The sequence below is a fragment of the Kitasatospora sp. NPDC034533 genome, assembly GCF_055575155.1.
Genome location: NZ_JBVITE010000070.1, coordinates 1 through 22,225, shown reverse-complemented (window position 1 = coordinate 22,225; position 22,225 = coordinate 1). Strand labels below are relative to the sequence as shown.

The window sequence follows — 22,225 nt, the reverse complement described above, 5'->3', positions numbered from 1 at the left end:
GGGCTTCTGGTGCCTGCCGCCGCTCTCCCGCATCATCCTGTGCCGCACCCCCGCGTCCTCGCACCCGCACCGCTGACGCCACCTTACGTGCCCGCAGCTGCCGGGTCATCAGCTCGACCGCCGCACGCGCCCGGTGGCCGTGTCAGGACACCGGTTGTCAGCCGTCCTCCCTAACCTGGCGGCATGACAGCACAGGACGACACCACCCAGGACCGTACCGAGCGGGGCGCCTTCCCCGCCCGGATCAGCATCGTCACCCTCGGCGTGACCGACCTCGACCGCAGTGCCCGCTTCTACGAGGCCCTCGGCTGGAAGCGCTCCACCGCCTCCAGCCCGGAGATCGTCTGGTTCCGCACCGCCGACTCGGCGCTCGGCCTCTTCCCCACCGAGGAGCTGGCCGCCGACGCGGGCGTGCCCGCCACCGGCGAGCCCTCCTTCCGCGGCGTCACCCTGGCGGTGAACCTGGAGTCCCCCGCACTGGTGGACGCCGCCCTGCGGACGGCGGTCGAGGCCGGCGCCGTGGTGGTCAAGCCGCCGGTCCCGACCGACTGGGGCGGCTACTCCGGCTACTTCGAGGACCCGGACGGCCACCTCTGGGAGCTGGCCCACAACCCGTTCTTCCCCTTCACCGAGGACGGCTCCCTGGACCTGCCCTGACCCCTCAGTTCCTGGAACGCGCCTTGAAGGCCGCCTTGCGCGCCTCCTTGGCCAGCGCCCGATCGGGGTGCAGCTCCCCGATCGCCTCCAGGACGTCCGCCGTGTACGGGTGGTCGACCCGCCACAGCTCGCCGAACCAGCCGGCCGGATCGCCGTTCACCGGCAGGTCCGTGATCAGCTCGCGCAGCAGTTCGGCGTCCCCGCCGCTGTCCAGCAGCTGGGCGGCGAAGGTGTCGACCACCGTCCACAGCGCCATCGCCCGGTCCGGCACCGGCACGTCCGTCGCCCCCTGCGCGGTCAGCCAGGCCCGCGCCGCGCCGCCCAGCTCCGGGTCCTCCAAGACCTCCCGGACGGCCGGCTCCGCACCCGCCCCGAGCAGGTTGAGCGCCGAGACGCAGAGCATCCGCCGCAGCGGGCCGTACCCGTCGACGCCGCGCGCCGCCGCGAGCAGCTCGCGCGCCGCAGCCACCGGCTCCCGGCCGGCGACCCACACCCGCAGCTCCTCCTCCGGCAGCACGTTGGCCGACTCGCACACGGCGCGCAGCAGCTCGGCCGCGTCCCCCCGGGCCAGGTCGCCGACGAGCGGCGCGTCGTAGCCGTCCTCCAGCAGCCACTGGCGGATGCCGTACTGGCCGAGCGGGGTGAGCCGGACCAGCCCGAAGCGGGCCGACTCCTCCTCGTCCAGCGGCTCCTCCCCGACCACGGCGGGCTCCTCGCCGTCCTCCTCGTCGAACAGCTCGGGGTCGATCGGGCGGTACTCCAGCACTCCGAGCTCGGCGAGGTCGCCCAGCATCGGGTCCAGCGCGACCATCACGTCCGTGATGTCGCCGAGCAGTTCCTCGCTCGGCTCCTCGCCCTCGGGGACGACCAGCAGCGCGGCCAGCACGCCCAGCGGCACGGTCTCGTTGCCGGGCTCGGCGAAGGCGGTGGTCTCGTAGAGCACCTGGAGGGCCTCGTCCAGCAGCTCGGCGGCCTCGTCGCGGGCCTCCTCCAGCTCGGAGAGCGCGTCCTCGTCCTCCTCGCCGTCCCCGGCCGGCTCGCCCCCCGACTCCTCCCCGGCCTCCTCCGGGAGCGAGTCCGCCTCGACGGCCAGCTCCCGGACGATCCCGGCGGCGGTCAGCCACAGTTCCAGGACGGTCTCCGGGTCCCCCTGCTCGGCGGGCTCCAGGTCCGGGCCGGGGACGGCGACGTGCTCGCCCTCCGCGGTCGTGCCGAGCTCCACCAGGTCCAGGTCGCAGGCCAGCGACCAGGCCCGCAGCGCCTCGACCTCGGCCTCGTCGGGCACCTCGCCCTCGGCCGGGGCCAGGCCCAGCAGCCGGGCCGCGGGCCCCCTGTCCGCCTCGACGAGGTCGCCGAACTCGTCCACCACCCGGTGCGGGGCGGCCCAGCGGGCCAGCGCCAGCGCGTAGCCGAGCATCGGCACGGCCTTGGCCTGCTCGGCCAGCTCGCGCTCGGTGGGCAGCTTCACCGGCGGGACCAGGACGGCCGCGTCGTCCAGGTCCTCGTCGTCCAGCCCGTGCGCGGCGAACGCCCCGTAGAGGTCCTGGAGCTCCAGGTCGGCGGGCAGGACCGCTTCGGCCGCACTCTCACCCGCCGAAGCCCCGGTGTTCTTCCGACGTCGTCCGGCCATATCCGTGCGCTCTCCCTCAGCCAGCGGTCAGCCCAACAGCGCCGCGTACCAATCCATCACCTCAGCGTATCGGTCGGGCACCCCCCACGCCCGACCGTACGGGGCGCACCCAGGGGCGCGCGCCGCGGGCGTACGCCCACCCCTTATCCTTCGGTCTGGTACCGCGCACACCCCGCGCGGGCCACGGGGCAACGAAGCCCGACCGCCCTCCACCCGACCCCGGGCCGGAGGGGCCCTCTTCAGCTCACCTCGCCCCACCAGGGAGCCCGAACCGCGGCCACCACCACAGCGCCTCCGGACGGGCGCGCCGGCACACCCCGCCGACCCCGGTGGTGCCCGGCCACAGGAGACCCCTGCCATGGCGGACCTCTCCCCCGCCGGCTCCGGCCTGCGCACCGCGCAGCTCGACGGACGCCGACTGTCGGAGGCCCTGCTTCCCCTGGAGCTCGCGCCGCGCGCCCAGCTCCAGCTCTCCGCGATCAGCCGCTGGAACGCGCTGCGCGGTGTCCGCGTCGGCCTGGTGGCCGCCGCCCTGCTGCTGATGCTGATCGGCGCCAACCTCGCCACGCCGATCTACTCGCTCCTCCAGCAGCGGCTGCACCTCACCGCGCTCGACACCACCGTCCTGTTCGCGATCTACGTGCTGGCGCTCGTCCCGGTGCTGGCCGTGGTCGGCCACTGGTCCGACCACCTCGGCCGACGCGCCCTGATCCTGCCCGCCGTCGCGCTGTCCGCGGTCGGCGACGTCGTGTTCGCCACCTCCGGCAGCTTCTGGCAGCTCGCCGCCGGCCGGGCCGTCCAGGGCGTCGCCGTCGGTCTGTCCACCGGCGCCGCCGGGGCCGCGCTCGGCGACCTGCTGCCCGACCGGCCGACCCTGGCCGCCAAGATCACCCTGGCCTGTTCCGCCGGCGGCGTCGCGCTCGGCCCGATCGTCGGCGCCCTGCTGGCCGGCGGCTCCGACCCGCTGCTGACGCCCTTCCTGCTGCACGCCGTCGCCCTGCTCGCGCTCTGCGTGCCGCTGGCGCTGCTGCACCCGCGGATGCCCGGCCGCAACCGCCCGCCGGCGTCGCCGCCCCGGATCACCACCCCGGCGCACCTGCGCCCGCAACGCCTGCGGCTGCCGCGGACCGGGCGCCGGGAGTTCCTGCACGCCGCCACGGCCGGGTTCGTCTCCTACGCGGTGTTCGGCGTCTACCTCAGCCTGGCCCCGGCCTTCGCCGCCAAGCTGCTGCACACGGACTCCAAGCTGGTCGGCGCGATCGTGGCCGCGCTCCTGCTCGGGTCCTCGGCCGCCACCCAGCTGGTCGTCCCGCCGACCTCGGACCGCGTGGTGACCGCCCTCGGCATGACCGGCCTGGCCACCGGCCTCGGCCTGGTCGTCGCCGCCCAGTACACCGGCACCCCGGCGCTGCTGTTCATCGGCAGCGTCCTCGGCGGCATCTCCCAGGGCGTGGCCTTCCGCTCCCTGTTCACCAGCGCCGTCGCCGCGATGGACCCGGAACGCCGCGGCTCCGAACTGAGCGCCCTCTGGGTCATCGTCTACCTCGGCAGCTCCGCCCCCATCATCGCCCTCGGCGCCCTCGTCCAGACCTACGGCCTGCTCCCCTCCGTCAGCGGCTTCGCCGCCCTGGCCGCCGTCCTCTGCGCCGCCCTCGCCCTCGCCGTCGCCCGCAAGCCCAAGCCGACGGCCTGACCCGCACGCACGAACGCCGCTGCCCGGGACTACATCGGTAGTCCCGGGCAGTGGCGCTTCCACACGCGAGCGGCGCCGGGTGAACACCCGCGCGCCATCCGCTTCGTTGAGCACCTTCACCGCCGTTCCCCACCATCCACCCCCCACCCGCCCGTCGGCGGGTGCCCGCCCCCACCCCCACCGTGCTGATGGAGCAGGCTCAGCGGGTCGGACGGATCATCGCGGTCAGCCGGGGCGACTCCGGAGAGGGCTGCTGAGCGTTGAACGCCTGGTAGCCCCACATCTCGTAGAGCCGCTGGACCTTGCCGTCCCCGGCGAGCGGGTTGACCAGAAGCGTGACACAGTCCTCGACGCGGCGGCGCAGCAGCTCGTCGTGGATCCGGCGCGCGACGCCCGTCCCGCGCCAGCGGATCCGGACGCCGATCTCCTTGATGGCCAGAGCCGGGGCTTCGGTGCAGCCGTCCGGCAGTGGCTCGGTCATGCGTTTCCAGTAGCGGTCACCCGCCTCGATCGTGTTGCCGTAGGCGTAGCCGATCGGCACCTCGCCGTCGTAGCCGAGGACGAGCTCGAAGCCAGGCTCGGCGGCATGCCGGTCGAGGCGTTCGGCGAACACGTCGACGCGGTAGTTCGGCAGGTGCAGCAGGGGGGCCCGCACGTCGGCGTAGACGTCCAGCAGGTTCTGCCGGGCCTCCGGGGAGAGGGTGGTGTGGCGGCGGAGTTCGACAGTCACGCGGCGGTCCTCCAGGCGTTGTGGGCGTATGCCGTCCAGGTGCGGTCCGGGCCACTGCCGCCGGCCGACTCGTGCAGCGAGGTGCCGAAGGCGGCCAGCATCCGGGCGACGCGGGGGTGCGCGAAGTCCTCGGCCGGGACGGACATGGCGGTGGCGACCGCGGGCTCCAGATCGCCCTGCCCGAGCTGGGCGCGGGCGAGCCGGACGGTGGTGATCGCTCGGGACCTCTGCATGGTGTCGCGCCGCTGGGCGATGCTGCGGTGCGCGTGTGCTTCCGCGTCCTCCCAGTTCCCGGCCGCGAGGTGGGCGGCGAGGGCGAGGGAGTCGAGTTCGGACTGGTCGTAGAAGGCGGTGATCCATACCGGTCGGGAGACATCGGGGTCGGCTCGGCTGAGCGCGTCCTGTGCGTACCCGATGGACCGACGGACCGCGTTGGAGTCCCGGGTCAGACCGTGGATCGCCGCATGACGGGCGTGTCCGAGAGAGGCGAACAGCGGGTCGCGTCGGGTGATCGGCAGGCTGCGGGCGACCTCATTGGCCGCGAGCGCGTCGCCTGTCTGCCCGAGGTGCCGGTACAGGCTCCCTGCGTGGGACCAGATGCGGAACTGGATGCCGGAGTCTCCGGACATCGCCGCCAGGGTGGCTGCCTTCTGGTGGTGTTCGAGGGCCGCGTCGAAGCGACGGCCGTCGATCGCGGCCCACATCGCCGAGGACATGAACGATGCCGCGCACGCGTACAGCTGGGCCCGGACCCGCTGCGTCGCGGTGCCGTTCTTCTGCAGGTCCAGGGTTTCCTCTGCGAGCGCGGTCGCCCTGGTCTCGATGCTGAGTCGACCGCCGTGGCGGTGGTCGCTGGCGATGACCTCGGCGAAGCGGGCCTGCAGTCTCCGCACGTCACCGACACCGATCCGGCCCCCCGCCGCCACGGCAGGCGGGCTCGCGAGCACGGTCACGGCCACGCCTCCGGCCGCAGCTATGAATTGGCGTCGCCTCACATCGTCCTCCGGTGTGGTGCGGGCCCGCCCGGTCGGGACGAAGCCCAGGTCTTCGGGCGCACATGCGAATACTGCCCTGAGTGCGAGGCGGATCTTCAACGGCGGCCACCGGGTCGCGCCGGTCAGCCAGTTGTGCACCGTGCGCTCGGACACGGAGCCGAGCGTCCCCGTGAGAGTCCTGATCTCGGTGTTCACTTCGCGCGCCAACTCGGCCTTGGTCATGCGGCGTTCGGACATTCGGAGCCGGAGCGGGACATTGGCCAGCATGCGGTCAACGTAGTCGTATCACTACATGCCGTGCACGGTACCAGGTAATGGGATGGTCAAGTTTTCCGGTTGAGATGGACCAGCGCGCCTCGCAACTTTGCCTCACCGTACGGTCCGTGACGGTCGTTCACTGACTGCACGCCGCTCGGCCCCGGGCGGCCCCGGCGCAGGGTCCGCCCTGAACCGCCCTGTGTAGGCCCGGTCTTCGCCCTTTGGAGGAGCAGCATGACGCACTCTCCGGCCCGATATCGGCACCGCATCGCCCGTCGTCCGACGACGGTCGTTGTCCAAGCTGACTCCTTCTGCAACCTGGACTGCGCCTACTGCTATCTGCCCGACCGCAAGCGGCGGGTCCCCATGCCGGTAGCGATCGCCGAGGCGGTAGCCCGTTCCGTCGCCGAGTTCGCCGATACCGCATCACCGGAGCCGATCGAGGTGGTCTGGCACGCCGGCGAGCCGCTGGCCGTCGGCCGCACGCGGCTCGCGGAGCTGCTGGCCCCGTTCGAGCCATTGCGGCAGGCCGGGTTGGTCGAGCACTCGGTGCAGACCAACGCCGTACTGATCACACCGGCCTGGTGCGACTTCCTCACCAGGTACGGGTTCCGTGTCGGAGTGAGCATCGACGGCCCTTCCGCCCTCAACCGTCGGCGAGTGGACCGGTCCGGACGTCCGGCCTTCGACCGGATCATGAAGGGCATCGGGTGCCTGCGCGAATACGGCGTACGGTTCTCGGCGATCGCGGTCGTCAGCGCGGAGAGCATCGACGCCCCCGAGTGCCTGCTCGACTTCATGGCCGACCTCGGTTGCCACACGGTGGGTCTGAACATGGAGGAGAGGGAAGGCGTCAACACCGACCGGGCGGCACCCACCGCCGAGCAGGCCCGCGCGTTCTGGCGCCGCACCATTGCTTGGTCACGCCGTAACCGCGCCCTGACCATCCGCGAGATCGACCGACTCGGCGGCTACCTGAGGGACGTCCGCGCCGGACACCGGGCTGCCTGGGACCGCGTGTTGATCGACCCGATCCCGACCATCGCCTCCAACGGCGACGTCGTCCTGCTTTCGCCTGAACTCGCCGGGATCACCGACCCCGCCTATGAGGACTTCCGGGCCGGGAACGTCCTGGAGCGGAGCATCGGCTCGATGCTGGACCACGCCCACCGACTGCGCTATGTACGCGAGTTCCTGACCGGCCTGGACGCATGCGAGGCCACCTGCGACATCTTCGACTTCTGCCGAGGGGCCCAGGCCGGCAATCGCTATTTCGAGAACCGCCGCCTGGACACCACGGAGACGAACTACTGCCGCGTGTCCCGACAGGCCCTGGTCACCGCCCTGTCCGATACCGTCCAAGAGGAGATGGTCGCATGACCCTGCTCGAACTGCTGGCCGTCGGCAACACCGCCGTCGTCGCCGACCTCACCGGCCTCACCGTGACCGACCCCATCGCCGGGCCATTCGACAACCGGCCCACCTGGGACAACAACGGGCCGAAGTTCGACAACCGCCCCACCTGGGACAACTGGTCGAACAAGAACAAGGGCAAGTAGCACCAACCCCGAACCACTCCGGGCCCGCACCGGCGGTGCGGGCCCGACCCTAGAGAGCGGAGCCCCTCATGGATGGCATCACCTTCGGCCGGGTCACCGTGACCCTGCCCCACCTGAACGAGCCCGGCCTGTACCTGTCCAACGTCACCACTCTCGACTCCGCCCGGGGTATCGTCCAGGACTTCCAATACGGTGACGCCGACCTACGGGACCTGGATCTCGCCGAGACCAGCCTCGTCACCGGCCGTATCTCCAACCTGCGGGTCGACCGCATGCAGCTCAACCAAGTCCGCCTCGACTCCGTCGCGTTCGACACCTGCGACCTCGCCTCCGCCCGCATCACCGACAGCAAACTCTCCCGGGTCGTCTTCCGTAACTGCAAGATCATGGGCGCCGGACTCATCGGCGTGACACTGGACAACGTCCTCTTCGACAACTGCAAGCTCGACTACACGACCTTTGAGCAGATCCGAGCCACCGGTGCGGTCGTCTTCTCCAAGTGTGGGCTCACTGAGGCGTCGTTCACTGGTTGCGACCTCAGCGGCGCGGTCCTCGACGCCTGCCTCCTGCGGCTGACCGAGTTCGGCCGGGGCAAGTACCAAGGCCTGGACCTGCGAGGCAACGACCTCACTACGCTGCGGGGCATCGCCAACCTCGACAAGGTCCTCATCGACCGCACCCAACAGGCCGAACTCGCCGAAGCCCTGGTCACCGAGCTGGACGTGACCTTCGCCGACACCCTCGACGACCGGTAGACCCAGCTTGGGAGGAATCCGCGTGACTCTCGCCATCGCCCACATCGATCCCGACGCCCTCATCGCCAGGTGCGACATCACCGGCGTCCGCGTCGCTCGCGGCGAGCCCGACTACGAGGACGGGGCCGTTCTCCCCGTCGGCCCCTGGCAGCCCCTCACCGCCCTACTGGCGGCAAAACTCCGCCCGAGCGAGCGGAGCGCCGACAGCGCACTCGTGGAACTGGTGAAGCTGCCCGACGGCCCTCCGCCGGTCACCCTTGCCCGCCTCGCCGACCACCTCGGCGACCCCGACGCCGTTCACCTCGGCCAAGCCAGGAGCCCGGCCAAGGCGCTCACCACCACCCCGAACCACCAGGACGGCCGCCGCATCGGCCTGCACATCGACAATTGGGACAGGCTCCACTACCAGGCCAAGCACACCGGTCGCCGACGCCTGTGCTTCAACCTCGGTCCCGGAACCCGCTACCTCCTGCTCGGTGGCCTCGACATCCAAGCCATCTACCGCGATCTCCACGCCGATCCCGAGGACCGCTATCCACACACCGACGACCTGCGAGCCTACGCCGCCCTTGGCCTTCCCCTGCGTGTCTTCCGGCTGCGGATCGACCCCGGCGAGGGCTACATCGCCCCCACCGAACTACTGCCCCACGACGGCTCCACCGAGGACCAGCCCCGACCGTCCACCGCCGTGTTCTGGCTCGGCCACTGGCAACGCGGCGTCCTGGCCTCGCTGGTCTGACACCCCCACGTGCGAGGTGCTCCGCTGCCCGTGATGGTGGCAGCACCGCGCTCAATCCCCATTCGTGTAGGAGAACTTCCATGGCTGCTGCGCCACCGCAAAGCCCCCGTCCGGTCATGCCCCGGCCTCCGACCAGCCCGACCTTCGACGAGGAGCTGTGCGGGCTCGTGCTCGATACCGCACCTCGCCTGTTCGCCGTCGTCCAAGTTTGGGACGAGGGCCTCCCGGACGTCGACGGGTCGGTCGTGGCGTGGGGAGTCGCCGACCACGGTGGGCGAGCGCACGTGATCAGCATCGGCGGGCAGGCACGAATGACCCTCACGTCTCCTGATCGGGCCTTGCGCCATTTCGCCGGACGACCGGGGATCACCGCACGGCTGGTCTGGCTCGCACAGCCGAGCGCAGCCGCAATGGACCGGGCCGAAGCCTCCTGACCTCCGACCTGCTGGCGCGAGCGGGCCGTGAAAGACGCGGCGGCCTCGGGTCTTGAGGGCGGTCCCACCCGGTTGGGCCGGGTAGGAGCTCTCCTGCGGAGTTGGTTAGCCGCTGACTCAAAGGGGCCTGGGCAGTGCAACCGGGCATCTCACCCGGCTCCGGCCTCGCCGCGCGCCGCCTGGCCGGGCGACGCACGGCCCGGACGGGGGCGGGCAGCCGCCGACAGGCGGGTGGGGGGCGGATGGTGGGGAACGGCGGTGCACCCGCTCAACGAAGCAGATGACGCGCGGGTGAAACACCGCTGCCGCGCGAACCCGTGGGTTCGCGCGGCAGCGGTTGACGAAGAGGCCGTCCGTCAGACGTTGAAGCCCAGCGCCCGCAGCTGCTCGCGGCCGTCGTCGGTGATCTTGTCGGGGCCCCACGGCGGCATCCAGACCCAGTTGATGCGCAGGTCCTGCACCAGGCCGTCGGTGGCGGTCTTGGCCTGGTCCTCGATGACGTCGGTCAGCGGGCAGGCCGCCGAGGTGAGCGTCATGTCGATGGTGGCCACGTCGGACTCGTCGATGTGGATGCCGTAGATCAGGCCCAGGTTGACGACGTCGATGCCCAGCTCCGGGTCGACGACGTCCATCAGGGCCTCGGTCAGGTCCTCGACCGAGACGGTGCCGGCGGTGGTGCCGGTGATGACACCGTTCGGCTGCTCCTCCACAGCGGAGGGGGTTTCGTCAGTCATGGTCTTGTCCTCCTCTGCGGATTCAGTCGTTCACGGCGGGGTTCTGGGCGAGCGCCTGGGCGGTGGCGTCCTTCCAGGCCATCCAGCTGAGCAGGGCGCACTTGACCCGGGCCGGGTACTTGGAGACGCCGGCGAACGCCACCGCGTCCTCCAGCACCTCCTCGTCCCCCTCGCCCTGGCCCTTGCTCTGCATCAGCTCCAGGAAGGCCTCCTGGACCGCCTGCGCCTCGCCCACCGTCTTGCCGACCACCAGGTCGTTGAGCACCGAGGCGCTCGCCTGGCTGATCGAGCAGCCCTGCGACTCGTACGAGACGTCGGCGACGGTCGCGCCGTCGAGCTTCACCCGCAGGGTGATCTCGTCGCCGCACGTCGGGTTGACGTGGTGCACCTCGGCGTCGCCGTCCCGCAGCCCCTTGCCGTGCGGGTTGCGGTAGTGGTCCAGGATGATGTCCTGGTACATCGAGTCGAGCTTCATCTCACCCTGCCCGTCAGCCGAAGAAGTTCCGGACGTGGTGCAGGCCGTCGATCAGCGCGTCGACCTCGCCCGGCGTCGAGTACAGGTAGAACGACGCCCGCGTGGTCGCCGGAATTCCGTACCGCAGGCAGACCGGCCGCGCGCAGTGGTGGCCGACGCGCACGGCGATGCCCTGCTCGTCCAGCACCTGGCCCACGTCGTGCGGGTGGATGTCGCCGAGGGTGAAGGAGATCGCCGCGCCGCGGTCCACGGCCGTGCGCGGGCCGATGATCCGCAGGTCCGGGACCTCCAGCAGCCGCTCGACCGCGTACTCGGTGATCGCGTGCTCGTGGGCCGCGATCTTCTCCATGCCGATGCCCTGGAGGTAGTCGATGGCCGCGCCGAGCCCGACCGCCTGGGCGATCGGCGGGGTGCCGGCCTCGAACTTGTGGGGCGCCGGGGCGTAGGTGGACGAGCCCATGGTGACGGTCTCGATCATCTCGCCGCCGCCGAGGAACGGCGGGAGGTCCTCCAGCAGCTCGTGACGGCCCCAGAGCACGCCGATGCCGGTCGGGCCCAGCATCTTGTGCCCGGTGAAGGCGACGAAGTCGGCCTCCAGCGCCTGCACGTCCAGCACCATGTGCGGCGCGGCCTGCGAGGCGTCGATGACGACCAGCGCGCCGACCGACTGGGCCTTGCGGACGATCGTCTCGACCGGGTTGACCGTGCCCAGCAGGTTGGAGACCAGGGTGAAGGAGACCACCTTGGTCTTCTCGGTGATCAGCTCGTCGATGTCCGACAGGTCGAGCCGGCCCTCGTCGGTCAGCCCGAACCACTTGAGCTTCGCACCGGTGCGCTGCGACAGCAGCTGCCACGGGACGATGTTGGAGTGGTGCTCCATCTCCGTGATGACGATCTCGGAGTCGGCGTCCACCCGGTACGGCTCGTCGGCCCAGCCGAGCATGTTGGCGACGAGGTTGAGCGACTCCGAGGCGTTCTTGGTGAAGATCACCTCGTTGCGGCTCGGCGCGTTGACGAAGGCCGCGACCTTGTCCCGGGCGCCCTCGTACAGCGCGGTGGCCTCCTCGGCGAGCACGTGCACGCCGCGGTGGACGTTGGCGTTGTGCCGCTCGTAGTAGGCGTTCAGCGCCTCCAGCACCTGGCGCGGCTTCTGCGAGGTGGCCGCGTTGTCCAGGTAGACCAGGGCCTTCTCGTCGTGCAGCGTCCGCTGGAGGACCGGGAAGTCCTTGCGGATCGCGTCGGTGTCGAGCAGTCCCGTGAACGGATGCGTCACTCGGACGCGCCCCCCTTCACATACGCCTCGTAGCCCTCTTCCTCCAGCTTGTCGGCCAGCTCGGCACCGCCGGACTCGACGATGCGGCCGCCCGCGAAGACGTGGACGTAGTCGGGCTTGATGTACCGCAGGATGCGGGTGTAGTGGGTCACCAGCAGGGTGCCGACCTCGCCGGTCGAGCGGACCCGGTTGATGCCCTCGGAGACGATCCGCAGCGCGTCGACGTCCAGGCCGGAGTCGGTCTCGTCCAGGATCGCGATCTTCGGCTTGAGCAGCTCCAGCTGGAGGATCTCGTGGCGCTTCTTCTCACCGCCGGAGAAGCCCTCGTTGACGTTGCGCTCGGCGAAGGCCGGGTCCATCTGGAGGGCGGCCATCGCCTCCTTGACCTCCTTCACCCACAGCCGCAGCTTCGGGGCCTCGCCGCGGACGGCGGTGGCGGCGGTGCGCAGGAAGTTGGAGACCGAGACGCCGGGGACCTCGACCGGGTACTGCATGGCCAGGAAGACACCGGCCTTGGCGCGCTCGTCGACGGACATCTCCAGGACGTCCTCGCCGTCCAGCAGCACCGAGCCGCCGGTGACGGTGTACTTGGGGTGGCCGGCCAGCGAGTAGGCCAGGGTGGACTTGCCGGAGCCGTTCGGGCCCATGATGGCGTGGGTCTCGCCCTGCTTCACGGTCAGGTCCACGCCCTTCAGGATCTCGCGCGGGCCGTTCTCGGCTTCCACGGAGACGTGCAGGTCGCGGATTTCAAGGGTTGCCATGTGTACTCAGGACTCCTGGTTGACGGAGACGAGCACATCGTCCCCTTCGATCTTTACGGGGTAGACAGCGACCGGCTTGGTGGCGGGCAGGCCGGAGGGCTTGCCGGTGCGCAGGTCGAAGCTGGAGCCGTGCAGCCAGCACTCGATCATGCAGTCCTCGACCTCGCCCTCGGAGAGGGAGACGTTCGCGTGCGAGCAGATGTCGTTGATCGCGAACACCCCCTCGTCGGTGCGGACGACGGAGACCGGCACGCCGTTGAGGTCCACGCGCTTGGGAACGTCCTCCTGGAGGTCGCTCAGCGCGCAGGCACGGAGGAAGGTCATGGCGCTCAGACCGCCGATTCCAGCTCGGCGTCGATCTTCTCCATGAGCTGGTCCTGGACCTCGGCCACGCCGATCTGCTGGAGCAGTTCGGCGAAGAAGCCGCGCACCACCAGGCGGCGGGCCTCGTCGGCCGGGATGCCGCGGGCCTGGAGGTAGAACAGCTGCTCGTCGTCGAAGCGGCCGGTCGCCGAGGCGTGGCCGGCACCGACGATCTCGCCGGTCTCGATCTCCAGGTTCGGGATCGAGTCGACCCGGGCGCCGTCGGTGAGCACCAGGTTCCGGTTGAGCTCGTAGGTGTCGGTGCCGAAGGCGGCGGCGCGGATCAGGACGTCGCCGACCCAGACGGCGTGCGCGTCCTGGCCCTGGAGCGCGCCCTTGTACGCCACGTTCGACCGGCAGTGCGGCGTGTCGTGGTCGATGACCAGGCGGTGCTCCAGGTGCTGGCCGGCGTCGGCGAAGTAGAGGCCGAACAGCTCGGCCTCGCCGCCGGGGCCCGTGTAGTTGACCCGCGGGTGCAGCCGGACGAGGTCCCCGCCGAAGGTGACGACCACGGACTTGAACGAGGCGTCCCGGCCGACCAGCGCGTTCTGCTGGGCGACGTGGACGGCGTCGCGGTCCCAGTCCTGGACGGAGACGAAGGTGAGCTTCGCGCCGTCGCCGACGAGCAGCTCGACGTTGGCGGCCCGGGTGCCGGTGCCGGTGTGGTTGAGCACCACGACGGCCTCGGCGAAAGGCTTGACGTCGATCACCACGTGGGCGAAGCGGACCCCGCCCTCGCCCCGCACGTCGATCTTCACCGGCTCGGTGAGCACCGCGTCCTTGGGGACGGTGACCACCAGGGCCTGGTCGAAGGCGCTGAACGCCTGCGCGGCGACCCGGTCGACCGGCGTGCCGGCCTTGCCCAGGCGGGCGTCGTCACGGCCGACGGTCTCGGCGGTGACGCCGTCCGGCAGCGTGAACTCGACCTTGTCCTCGCCTCGCCCGGCCGCCGCGGCGGTGCCGTCGTGCAGCCCGCCGAGGCGGTGCAGCGGGGTGAAGCGCCAGTCCTCCTCGCGGCCGGTGGGCACCGGGAAGTCGTTCACGTCGAAGGACGGCTTGACCGCGACGCGCGCGTCGATCGGCTGCTGGACCGCGGTGCGGCCGGTGCCGGGGCCGGCGAGCTGCGCGCCCGCGCCGGCGGTGCCGACCTCGATCGAACCGGCGGTGGTGGAGCCGGTGGGGGTGTTGACGTCAGCCATGGCTGTCGTAGTGCTCTCTTCCTCGAAAACTCGAAAAGTCGGTGGACGGTCTACGGCCGGACGTCAGCCGACCGCGCCCTCCATCTGCAGCTCGATCAGCCGGTTGAGCTCCAGCGCGTACTCCATCGGCAGCTCACGCGCGATCGGCTCGACGAAGCCTCGGACGATCATCGCCATCGCCTCGGTCTCGGTCAGGCCGCGGCTCATCAGGTAGAACAGCTGGTCCTCGCTGACCTTGGAGACGGTCGCCTCGTGGCCCATGGACACGTCGTCCTCGCGGACGTCCACGTACGGGTAGGTGTCCGAGCGGGAGACGGTGTCGACCAGCAGCGCGTCGCACAGCACATTGGACTTGGCCCCGTGCGAGCCCTCGCCGATCTCGATCAGACCGCGGTAGGAGGTCCGGCCGCCGCCGCGCGCCACCGACTTGGAGACGATGTGCGAGGAGGTGTTCGGCGCCATGTGGACCATCTTGGCGCCGGCGTCCTGGTGCTGGCCCTCGCCCGCGAAGGCGATCGACAGGGTCTCGCCCTTGGCGTGCTCGCCCATCAGGTAGACGGCCGGGTACTTCATGGTGACCTTGGAGCCGATGTTGCCGTCGATCCACTCCATGGTCGCGCCCTCGTACGCCACGGCGCGCTTGGTGACCAGGTTGTAGACGTTGTTCGACCAGTTCTGGATGGTCGTGTAGCGGCAGCGGCCGCCCTTCTTGACGATGATCTCCACGACCGCCGAGTGCAGCGAGTCGGAGGAGTAGATCGGCGCCGTGCAGCCCTCGACGTAGTGGACGTAGGCGTCCTCGTCGACGATGATCAGCGTCCGCTCGAACTGGCCCATGTTCTCGGTGTTGATCCGGAAGTAGGCCTGGAGCGGGATGTCCACGTGCACGCCCTTCGGCACGTAGATGAACGATCCGCCGGACCACACCGCGGTGTTCAGCGCGGCGAACTTGTTGTCGCCGGCCGGGATCACGGTGCCGAAGTACTCCTTGAAGAGCTCCGGGTGCTCCTTCAGCGCGGTGTCCGTGTCCAGGAAGAGGACGCCCTGCTCCTCCAGGTCCTCGCGGATCTGGTGGTAGACGACCTCGGACTCGTACTGGGCGGCGACACCGGCGACCAGGCGCTGCTTCTCCGCCTCCGGGATGCCGAGCTTGTCGTAGGTGGCCTTGATGTCCGCCGGCAGGTCCTCCCAGGACTCGGCCTGCTTCTCGGTGGAGCGGACGAAGTACTTGATGTTGTCGAAGTCGATGCCGCTGAGGTCGGAGCCCCAGGTCGGCATGGGCTTCTTGCCGAACAGCTTCAGGCCCTTGAGCCGAAGGTTCAGCATCCACTCGGACTCGTTCTTCTTCGCGGAGATGTCGCGGACGACCTCCTCGCTGAGCCCGCGCTTGGCCGCGGCACCGGCGGTGTCCGGGTCGGCCCAGCCGTACTCGTAATTGCCCAGGCCTTCGAGTTCCGGGTGCGAAACGGTGTCAGTCATGCGAGCTTCCTAACGCGCGGACGCAGAATCTTCGGTGGACGTACCGGCAGTCGGCAGCGCATCGGAGCCGTGGCCCGAAGGGCGCCGGGCGGACGACGATGCGGCACCGGATGCCGGCACGTAGGTGGTGCAGACCCCGTCGCCGTGGGCGATCGTGGCCAGCCGTTGCACATGGGTGCCCAGGAGCTGGGAGAAGACCTCGGTCTCCGCCTCGCAGAGCTGCGGGAACTGCTCGGCGATGTGCGCGACCGGGCAGTGGTGCTGGCAGAGCTGGGCGCCCGCCGGGGCCTTGGCCGCGGCCGACGGGACACGCCGCACCGTGGCAGCGTACCCGTCCGCGCTCAGCGCCTGGGCGAGTGCCTCGGGGCGCTCCCCGGCGGCCGCCAGGCGCAGGGCCTCCAGGTACTTCTCGGCCTGCTTGCCGAACCGGGCGCGGGCGAAGGCGGCGACCGCCTCCTCGCCCGCCTTGCCGCCGCCCACCGAGTCCGCGATCCACCGCAGCGCGTCGGCCGCGAGCTGGTCGTACGCCTGGTAGAAGGCGTCCCGGCCGGCGTCGGTGAGGGCGAAGACCCGGGCCGGGCGGCCCCGGCCGCGGCTGCCGTAGACCCGCTGCTCGCGGGACTCGACCAGACCGGCGGCGGCGAGCCCGTCGAGGTGGCGGCGCACGGCGGCGGCGGTGAGGCCGAGCCGGTTCGCCAGGTCGGCGGCGGAGGACGGGCCGTGGTCCAGGATCGACCGGGCGACCCGGTCCCGGGTGGCCCGGTGGCCCTCCAGCAGCACCTCGGCCGCCGTCACGGGCACGTCACAGGAGGAGGCCGACTCGGCCTCCTGCTGCTGGGCGTGCTCGCGCATGTTTTTCACAACACCAGTGTTGCGTAATTCCTTCCGCCGGGACAAGCCGTGATCCAGGCCTCACCGGTGTCATCTGTCACGCAGGCAAGCCTTACCTGGCCTGGGCGGCGGCCCGCGGAAAACGATCACCGAGCCGCCGTCCGGCCGACGCGTCGGACACTCTTACACTCGCCGGTATGCACTCCGAACCCGCGGTCCAGATCGCCGGGCTGGTCAAACGCTACGGCGACAAGTCGGCCGTGGACGGCCTCGACCTCACCATCCCGGCGGGCGCGATCACCGCCGTACTCGGCCCCAACGGCGCCGGCAAGACCACCACCATCGAGACCTGCGAGGGCTACCGCCGCCCCGACGCCGGCACCGTCCGCGTCCTCGGCCTCGATCCGGTCGCCCAGAGCGCCGCACTGCGGCCCCGGATCGGCGTGATGTTGCAGTCCGGCGGCGTGTACGCGGGCGCGCGCGCCGTCGAGATGCTGCGGCACACCGCCAAGCTGCACGCCCACCCGCTGGACGTGGACGCCCTGGTCGAGCGCCTCGGCCTCGGCTCCTGCGGCCGCACCGCCTACCGGCGGCTGTCCGGCGGCCAGCAGCAGCGGCTCGCCCTGGCGATGGCCGTGGTCGGCCGCCCCGAGCTGGTCTTCCTGGACGAGCCCACCGCGGGCCTCGACCCGCAGGCCCGCCGGGCCACCTGGGAGCTGGTGCGCGACCTCCGCCGGGACGGCGTCACGGTGGTCGTCACCACCCACCACATGGACGAGGCGGAGCAGCTCGCCGACCGGGTCGCCATCGTCGACCGGGGAAAGGTGATCGCCCACGGCACCACCGAGGAGCTCTGCCGCGACGGCGCCGAGAGCGCGCTGCGCTTCGACGGCCCGCCCGGCCTCGACCTCGGCCCGCTGCTCAAGGAGCTGCCCGAGGGCGCCACCGCCGCCGAGACCGCCCCCGGCAGCTACCGCGTCGAGGCGCCTGTCGACCCCCGGCTGGTGGCCACCGTCACCGGCTGGTGCGCGGCCTCCGGGATCCTGCCCGAACGGCTGTCCGTCCAGCGCCGCAGCCTGGAGGACGTCTTCCTCGACCTGACCGGACGGGAGCTGCGCTCGTGAGCACTACGGACTACTCCCCCAGGCCCGGGGCCGCGCCGGTCGGCCGGATGCTGCTCGCCCAGACCGCGTTCGAGACCCGGATGCTGCTGCGCAACGGTGAGCAGCTGCTGCTCACCGTGGTCATCCCGACCGTGCTGCTGGTGCTGTTCTCCGCCGTGGACATCGTCGCGGTCGAGGGCCCGGGCAAGCGGGTCGACTTCCTGGCCCCCGGCCTGCTCGCGCTGGCCGTGATGTCCACCGCCTTCACCGGCCAGGCCATCGCCACCGGCTTCGAGCGCCGCTACGGCGTGCTGAAGCGGCTCGGCGCCAGCCCGCTGCCGCGCTGGGCGCTGCTGACCGCCAAGACCGGCTGCGTCCTGGTGACGGAGGCGCTCCAGGTCGCGCTGCTGTCGGTGATCGCGCTGGCCCTCGGCTGGTCCCCGCAGGGCAGCCCGCTGACCGTCGCCGCGCTGCTGGTCCTCGGCACCGCCGCCTTCTCCGGGCTCGGCCTGCTGATGGCCGGCACCCTGAAGGCCGAGGCCACCCTGGCCGGCGCCAACCTGGTGTTCATCCTGCTGCTGCTCGCCGGCGGGGTGATCGTGCCGCTGAGCAAGTTTCCCTCGGCCGTACGGTCGGTGCTGGAGCTGCTGCCGATCTCGGCGCTCTCGGACGGCCTGCGGTCGGTGCTCCAGGCCGGCGCCGGGGTGCCCTGGGCGGACCTCGGCATCCTGGCCGGCTGGTCGGTGCTCGGCCTGGCCGCCGCGGCCCGGTTCTTCCGCTGGGAGTAGTCCCGCGTTGGGAGTGGCCCCGCACTGGGCAGCCCCGCACGACAACACGCGACGCCCCCCGGCCACTTGAGGCCCGGCGGGCGTCGCGCTGACACCTCACGGTGCGTCAGCTCTCGCTGCCGCCACGGCGCTTGCGGGCGAGCAGGACGAGCGCGCCGCCGACCAGCAGCACGCCGCCGCCGGCCGCCGCGATCATCGGGGTCGCGTCGCTGCTACCGGTCTGGGCGAGCGCCGGAGCGCTGGGGCTGGGCGCCGGGACGGGCGTCCTGCTCGGAGCGGGGGTGCCCGACGGGGTCGGGGTGGGAGTCGGCGTGGGAGTGGGAGTGGGGGTGGGCGTCGGCGTGGGAGTCGGCGTCGGGGTGGGGGTCGGCGTCGGCGTGGGCGTGGGCGTGGGAGTCGGAGTCGGCGTCGGGGTGGGAGTCGGCGTGTGGCACGGCTCGATGGTCTTGGTCTCGTTGATGTTCCACCCCTTCTCGTTCGGGTTCTCCGTGGTGGAAACCACCAGGGTCGCCTTGATCGGGGCGTCGTGATCCTTCACCCGGAAGGTGTTGTGGTACTCCGCGGGAAAGGTCGTGGTGTCCAGGACCTTCTCGCCGTCGATGGTCAGGCTGACGGTGTTCTTCACGTCGGCCTTGGGGCTGTACTTGGTCAGATCGACCACGACCTTGTCGCAGGTCACCGACCAAGTCGGCACGTGCGCCGAGGCGTTGGTCGCCAGCGCCAGGGGCAGTAGAAAACCGGCCGCAGCCGTTCCGGCGAGTGCCGTAGCGCCGATCGCGAAGTGCCGCTGCTGTCGCACCATTACCTTGTTCCCCTCCGAACGGTCTTGTGCAGCAGGCGTGTTGAGTGGTTCGCGGTGGCCCGCTACGACTGTCCGGGGGACTCTACCGGCACTCCCGCACCCCGCCACACCCCGCCGTACGACCGGATTTCGACTGTCCGTCCGTCTTCCGATGTGCATGACCAGCCCATCACAGCCGCCACCTCGCAGAACGCGGATTCGGCAAAGCTCAATGAACTCGGTCACTTTCAAGACAGAACGGCGCCCCCGGTGATCGACTTCAGTCACCGAGGGCGCCGTTTCAGTCAGTCGACGAACTCACGTCGATCGACCCGGCCGGTTCAGGCCTTCTTGGCCGCCTTGCGCCGGGCGGCCACCACGATCGCACCGCCGGCCGCGATCACGACCGCGCCGCCGATCGCCAGCGGCAGCACCGGACCGGAACCGGTGTGCGCCAGGTTGCCGCCCCCGTCGGGCTGGGCCGACGGGCTGGCGGAGGCCGTCGGAGCGCCCGTCGCACCGGCCGACGGGCTGGCCGAGCCGCTCGGGCTGGGCGCACCGCTCGTCGGGGCGGACGGGCTGCCCGAGGGGCTCGCCGAGCCGCTCGGAGCGGTCGGCCCGCTCGGCGTGGCCGACGGCGAACCGCTCGGCCCGGTCGGCGGCACCGTCGCCGGGCTGGTCGGCGTCGGGCCGGTGGTCGGCAGGCAGCCGGTGAACGGGTAGTGGTGCGTCTCCGCGCCGCCCTTGCCCGTCAGCGAGGCGGCGATCACCGAGCCGTTGACCGGGCCGGCGCTGCCGAGGTCGAAGGCGGCGTTCGGCGCGAGCACCGAACCGGCCCAGGCGGCCGCGCTGTTCTTGACCACCTTGGTGGCGGTCGGGAAGTTCCACAGCAGCTTGGAGCGGACCGCACCGCCCGAACCGCTCTGCAGCTTGTCGTCCAGGAGGAAGGACTTCTTGCCCTCGTCCCACAGGTGGAAGCCGGTGGTCCCGGCCGCCGCCATGTCGTACGAGGCTCCGGTCACGTTGACGACCGTCACCGAGCCGAGCGGAACCCTGATGAAGACGTCCTTGGCGCTCTGGAGCTTCGCCGCGTCGATGGTGAAGCTGTTGTACTTGGCGTCGATGCCGGTGAGCGAGAGCTCGGTGCCCTTGAGCTCGACGCTGGCGCCGGCGCTCTGCGGCACGGCGGCCAGCGCGGTGGAGGTGGCGCGCAGCTTGGCGAACTCGGCCTTGAAGTCGATCGGCGACGGGCCCTGGGCGATGGTGCCCTGGTGGGCCTGGATCACCGCGCCGTCGGCCTTCGAGCCGTAGACGCCGTTGCCCTTCATCACCTGGGTGTTGTGGCCGGTGATCTTGCCGGCCACGACCAGGGCGTTCTTGCCGGGCAGCGCGTCGACCTGGGCCTGGGTCAGCTCCTGGCCGACCGAGAAGCCGCCGGTGAAGTCGGCGTTGCCGCCGACCGCGACCGCGCCCTCGGCGTCGGGGGTGTGAGTGTCGTCGCCCTCGATGAACTCTCCGTAGAGGTTGGCGATGCCGAGGCTGCGGCACTCCTGGCCGGGATCGGCGGCATGGGCGGCGGGGGCGATCAGGCCGGCCAGTGCGAGCGAGCCGCCGACGGCGAGCGCGGCGGCGGAAACGTGAATGCGCATGAACAGAATCTCCGCGTGTGTGCGGGAAGTGTGGGAGGGGCCCGAAGGTGGTATGGACCAAGCCGCACTCTTTCCGCCAAACGGGTGAATGGTCAAGACCAATGCAGATCTTGACCGAACTGTCCCGCTTCGTCCGCGTGTCGGTCCCCCGCGTGTCGTCGATCATCGACTAAAGACCTCCCGCCGCGCTGACCGCGCCCCGCCCCAAGATCGCCTGTAAGGCCGCCTACGATTGACCCCGTGCCTAATCCCTTCTCCCTGCTCGCCGAGCGCTGGCAGCCCTCGGCCGCGATGGTCCGGCGCGCCGCGTTCGCCGCGCTGGTGATGAGCGTGGTGATCGTCGTCACCGGCGGCGCCGTCCGCCTCACCGCCTCCGGCCTCGGCTGTACGACCTGGCCCCGCTGCACCGACGAGAGCCTGACGCCCACCGCCGAGATGGGCTTCCACGGCGTCGTCGAGTTCACCAACCGGATGCTCACCTACGTGCTGAGCGCCGCCGTCGGCTGGGCGATCCTGGCCGCCCGGTGCCACCGGCCGTGGCGGCACAGCATGACCAAGCTCGGCTGGGCGCAGTTCTGGCTGGTGATGAGCAACGCCGTGCTCGGCGGCATCACCGTGCTGACCGGCCTCAACCCGTACACCGTGGCGCTGCACATGATCGCCGCGATGGCCCTGGTCTGGGTCGCGCTGCTGATGTGGGAGCGGTCCAAGGAGGGCGACGGCCCGGCCGTGCTGTCGGTGGCCCGCCCGATCCACCAGCTCTCCTACGTGCTGGTCACCGTGATCGGCCTGCTGGTCGCGGCCGGCACCCTGGTGGGGGGGGGGGGGGGGCCCCCCCCCCAGGACCCCCCAAGAAAAAAAGAGTATCCCGCCCCCCCCGACCGACTACGAAAAAGCGGGGCCGTTCCCCGCCGACTTTGCCTTTGTTTCGGTTTGCCCTGTGATCGCGGTGATCTTCGTCTTCGCCGCCGTCAAGGCCCCGCAGCCCGCCAGGGCCCGCGCCAAGGAACTGCTCGCGGTGCTACTGCTCCAGGGCGTGCTCGGCTTCATCCAGTACTTCACGGACGCCCCCGAGCTGATGGTCGGCCTGCACATGCTGCTCGCCGCCCTCACCTGGATCGCCGCGCTTCGCGTCCCCCTCGCCCTGCGCACCCGCGCGGTCGAGGAGGTCGCCGCCGACACCCCGGCCCTGCGGACCCCCGAGACCGCCACCGTCTGACCCTCGCCGAAGGCCCCCATCCCCCGGCTTGGGTTCTAACGGTCCTCGCAACACCCGCGATCTGTGGGAGTTGCGAGGACCGTGGCCGTTGGACGCGATGATCTTTCGGGCTTGAGGGAG

At 71.1% G+C, this 22,225-nt stretch carries 23 protein-coding genes and 1 pseudogene; 11 read left to right on the top strand and 13 right to left on the bottom strand.

What is annotated here, in order from left to right:
• Positions 1-183: 183 nt before the first annotated feature.
• Entirely contained in the window at positions 184-657 is a 474-nt protein-coding gene (locus ACZ55U_RS33135; protein WP_465532183.1) for a VOC family protein, read from the top strand.
• Positions 658-661: 4 nt separating this feature from the next.
• On the opposite strand, the gene ACZ55U_RS33130 is transcribed toward ACZ55U_RS33135, so the two are convergent.
• The gene (locus tag ACZ55U_RS33130) at positions 662-2,287 is read right to left on the bottom strand and encodes a hypothetical protein (protein ID WP_465532181.1); all 1,626 of its coding nucleotides are present in this window, start codon (positions 2,285-2,287) and stop codon (positions 662-664) included.
• A gap of 358 nt (positions 2,288-2,645) precedes the next feature.
• On the opposite strand from ACZ55U_RS33130, the gene ACZ55U_RS33125 reads away from it, so the two are divergent.
• Positions 2,646-3,980, top strand: coding sequence for an MFS transporter (locus ACZ55U_RS33125; protein WP_465532179.1), 1,335 nt, complete (start codon positions 2,646-2,648; stop codon positions 3,978-3,980).
• A gap of 199 nt (positions 3,981-4,179) precedes the next feature.
• Here the strand turns inward: ACZ55U_RS33125 and ACZ55U_RS33120 are convergent, their stop codons facing one another.
• Together ACZ55U_RS33120 and ACZ55U_RS33115 are read right to left on the bottom strand one after the other, a co-directional pair.
• The gene (locus ACZ55U_RS33120; RefSeq protein WP_465532177.1) at positions 4,180-4,710 is read right to left on the bottom strand and encodes a GNAT family N-acetyltransferase; all 531 of its coding nucleotides are present in this window, start codon (positions 4,708-4,710) and stop codon (positions 4,180-4,182) included.
• Positions 4,707-5,603, bottom strand: coding sequence for a tetratricopeptide repeat protein (locus ACZ55U_RS33115; protein WP_465532175.1), 897 nt, complete (start codon positions 5,601-5,603; stop codon positions 4,707-4,709). Before ACZ55U_RS33115 ends, ACZ55U_RS33120 begins: the two co-directional genes overlap by 4 nt.
• Positions 5,604-6,197: 594 nt before the next feature.
• Between ACZ55U_RS33115 and amcB the strand changes: the two genes are divergently transcribed.
• The 5 genes from amcB (at position 6,198) to ACZ55U_RS33090 (ending at position 9,450) form a co-directional block, all read left to right on the top strand.
• Entirely contained in the window at positions 6,198-7,343 is a 1,146-nt protein-coding gene (amcB, locus tag ACZ55U_RS33110; protein WP_465532173.1) for a cyclophane-forming radical SAM peptide maturase AmcB, read from the top strand.
• Positions 7,340-7,522, top strand: coding sequence for a multiple cyclophane-containing RiPP AmcA (gene amcA / locus ACZ55U_RS33105; protein WP_465532171.1), 183 nt, complete (start codon positions 7,340-7,342; stop codon positions 7,520-7,522). The genes amcB and amcA overlap by 4 nt, the downstream gene beginning before the upstream one ends.
• Before the next feature lie 68 nt (positions 7,523-7,590).
• A complete protein-coding gene (locus ACZ55U_RS33100; RefSeq protein WP_465532169.1) occupies positions 7,591-8,277 on the top strand; it encodes a pentapeptide repeat-containing protein in 687 nt (228 codons plus the stop codon).
• 22 nt (positions 8,278-8,299) lie between these two features.
• The gene (locus ACZ55U_RS33095) at positions 8,300-9,016 is read left to right on the top strand and encodes a hypothetical protein (RefSeq protein WP_465532167.1); all 717 of its coding nucleotides are present in this window, start codon (positions 8,300-8,302) and stop codon (positions 9,014-9,016) included.
• Between the two features lie 80 nt (positions 9,017-9,096).
• Complete coding sequence (locus ACZ55U_RS33090; protein ID WP_465532165.1) at positions 9,097-9,450, top strand: hypothetical protein; 354 nt, start codon at positions 9,097-9,099, stop codon at positions 9,448-9,450.
• A gap of 356 nt (positions 9,451-9,806) precedes the next feature.
• Here the strand turns inward: ACZ55U_RS33090 and ACZ55U_RS33085 are convergent, their stop codons facing one another.
• The 8 genes from ACZ55U_RS33085 to ACZ55U_RS33050 form a co-directional block, all read right to left on the bottom strand.
• On the bottom strand, positions 9,807-10,184 hold the full coding sequence (locus ACZ55U_RS33085; protein WP_465532163.1) for a metal-sulfur cluster assembly factor: 378 nt from the start codon (positions 10,182-10,184) through the stop codon (positions 9,807-9,809).
• A gap of 22 nt (positions 10,185-10,206) precedes the next feature.
• On the bottom strand, positions 10,207-10,659 hold the full coding sequence (gene sufU / locus ACZ55U_RS33080; protein ID WP_380455912.1) for a Fe-S cluster assembly sulfur transfer protein SufU: 453 nt from the start codon (positions 10,657-10,659) through the stop codon (positions 10,207-10,209).
• A gap of 13 nt (positions 10,660-10,672) precedes the next feature.
• Entirely contained in the window at positions 10,673-11,932 is a 1,260-nt protein-coding gene (locus tag ACZ55U_RS33075; RefSeq protein ID WP_465532161.1) for a cysteine desulfurase, read from the bottom strand.
• Positions 11,929-12,693: a Fe-S cluster assembly ATPase SufC gene (sufC, locus tag ACZ55U_RS33070; protein WP_316527098.1), complete on the bottom strand. Its 765-nt coding sequence runs from the start codon at positions 12,691-12,693 to the stop codon at positions 11,929-11,931. The genes ACZ55U_RS33075 and sufC overlap by 4 nt, the downstream gene beginning before the upstream one ends.
• 6 nt (positions 12,694-12,699) lie before the next feature.
• Positions 12,700-13,017, bottom strand: a complete 318-nt coding sequence (locus ACZ55U_RS33065; RefSeq protein WP_153463212.1) for a bifunctional 3-phenylpropionate/cinnamic acid dioxygenase ferredoxin subunit — start codon at positions 13,015-13,017, stop codon at positions 12,700-12,702.
• Between the two features lie 5 nt (positions 13,018-13,022).
• Entirely contained in the window at positions 13,023-14,255 is a 1,233-nt protein-coding gene (gene sufD, locus ACZ55U_RS33060; RefSeq protein WP_465532159.1) for a Fe-S cluster assembly protein SufD, read from the bottom strand.
• Positions 14,256-14,318: 63 nt separating this feature from the next.
• The gene (gene sufB, locus ACZ55U_RS33055; RefSeq protein WP_465532157.1) at positions 14,319-15,734 is read right to left on the bottom strand and encodes a Fe-S cluster assembly protein SufB; all 1,416 of its coding nucleotides are present in this window, start codon (positions 15,732-15,734) and stop codon (positions 14,319-14,321) included.
• A gap of 9 nt (positions 15,735-15,743) precedes the next feature.
• Positions 15,744-16,586, bottom strand: a complete 843-nt coding sequence (locus ACZ55U_RS33050; protein WP_465532155.1) for a helix-turn-helix transcriptional regulator — start codon at positions 16,584-16,586, stop codon at positions 15,744-15,746.
• Positions 16,587-16,762: 176 nt separating this feature from the next.
• Here ACZ55U_RS33050 and ACZ55U_RS33045 point away from each other — a divergent pair, with 176 nt between their 5' ends.
• Together ACZ55U_RS33045 and ACZ55U_RS33040 are read left to right on the top strand one after the other, a co-directional pair.
• Positions 16,763-17,689, top strand: coding sequence for an ABC transporter ATP-binding protein (locus ACZ55U_RS33045; protein WP_465532153.1), 927 nt, complete (start codon positions 16,763-16,765; stop codon positions 17,687-17,689).
• Positions 17,690-17,736: 47 nt separating this feature from the next.
• Complete coding sequence (locus ACZ55U_RS33040; RefSeq protein ID WP_465532221.1) at positions 17,737-18,456, top strand: ABC transporter permease; 720 nt, start codon at positions 17,737-17,739, stop codon at positions 18,454-18,456.
• A 106-nt stretch (positions 18,457-18,562) separates the two neighbouring features.
• On the opposite strand, the gene ACZ55U_RS33035 is transcribed toward ACZ55U_RS33040, so the two are convergent.
• Positions 18,563-19,258 carry an LAETG motif-containing sortase-dependent surface protein gene (locus tag ACZ55U_RS33035; protein ID WP_465532151.1) on the bottom strand — a complete coding sequence of 232 codons (696 nt, stop codon included), beginning with the start codon at positions 19,256-19,258 and terminating at the stop codon, positions 18,563-18,565.
• A gap of 320 nt (positions 19,259-19,578) precedes the next feature.
• On the bottom strand, positions 19,579-20,886 hold the full coding sequence (locus tag ACZ55U_RS33030) for a choice-of-anchor A family protein (RefSeq protein WP_465532149.1): 1,308 nt from the start codon (positions 20,884-20,886) through the stop codon (positions 19,579-19,581).
• Between the two features lie 291 nt (positions 20,887-21,177).
• Between ACZ55U_RS33030 and ACZ55U_RS33025 the strand changes: the two are divergent.
• A pseudogene (locus ACZ55U_RS33025) lies at positions 21,178-21,648 on the top strand (COX15/CtaA family protein); the annotation flags it as partial.
• 178 nt (positions 21,649-21,826) lie between these two features.
• Complete coding sequence (locus tag ACZ55U_RS33020) at positions 21,827-22,105, top strand: hypothetical protein (protein WP_465532225.1); 279 nt, start codon at positions 21,827-21,829, stop codon at positions 22,103-22,105.
• Positions 22,106-22,225 lie beyond the last annotated feature (120 nt).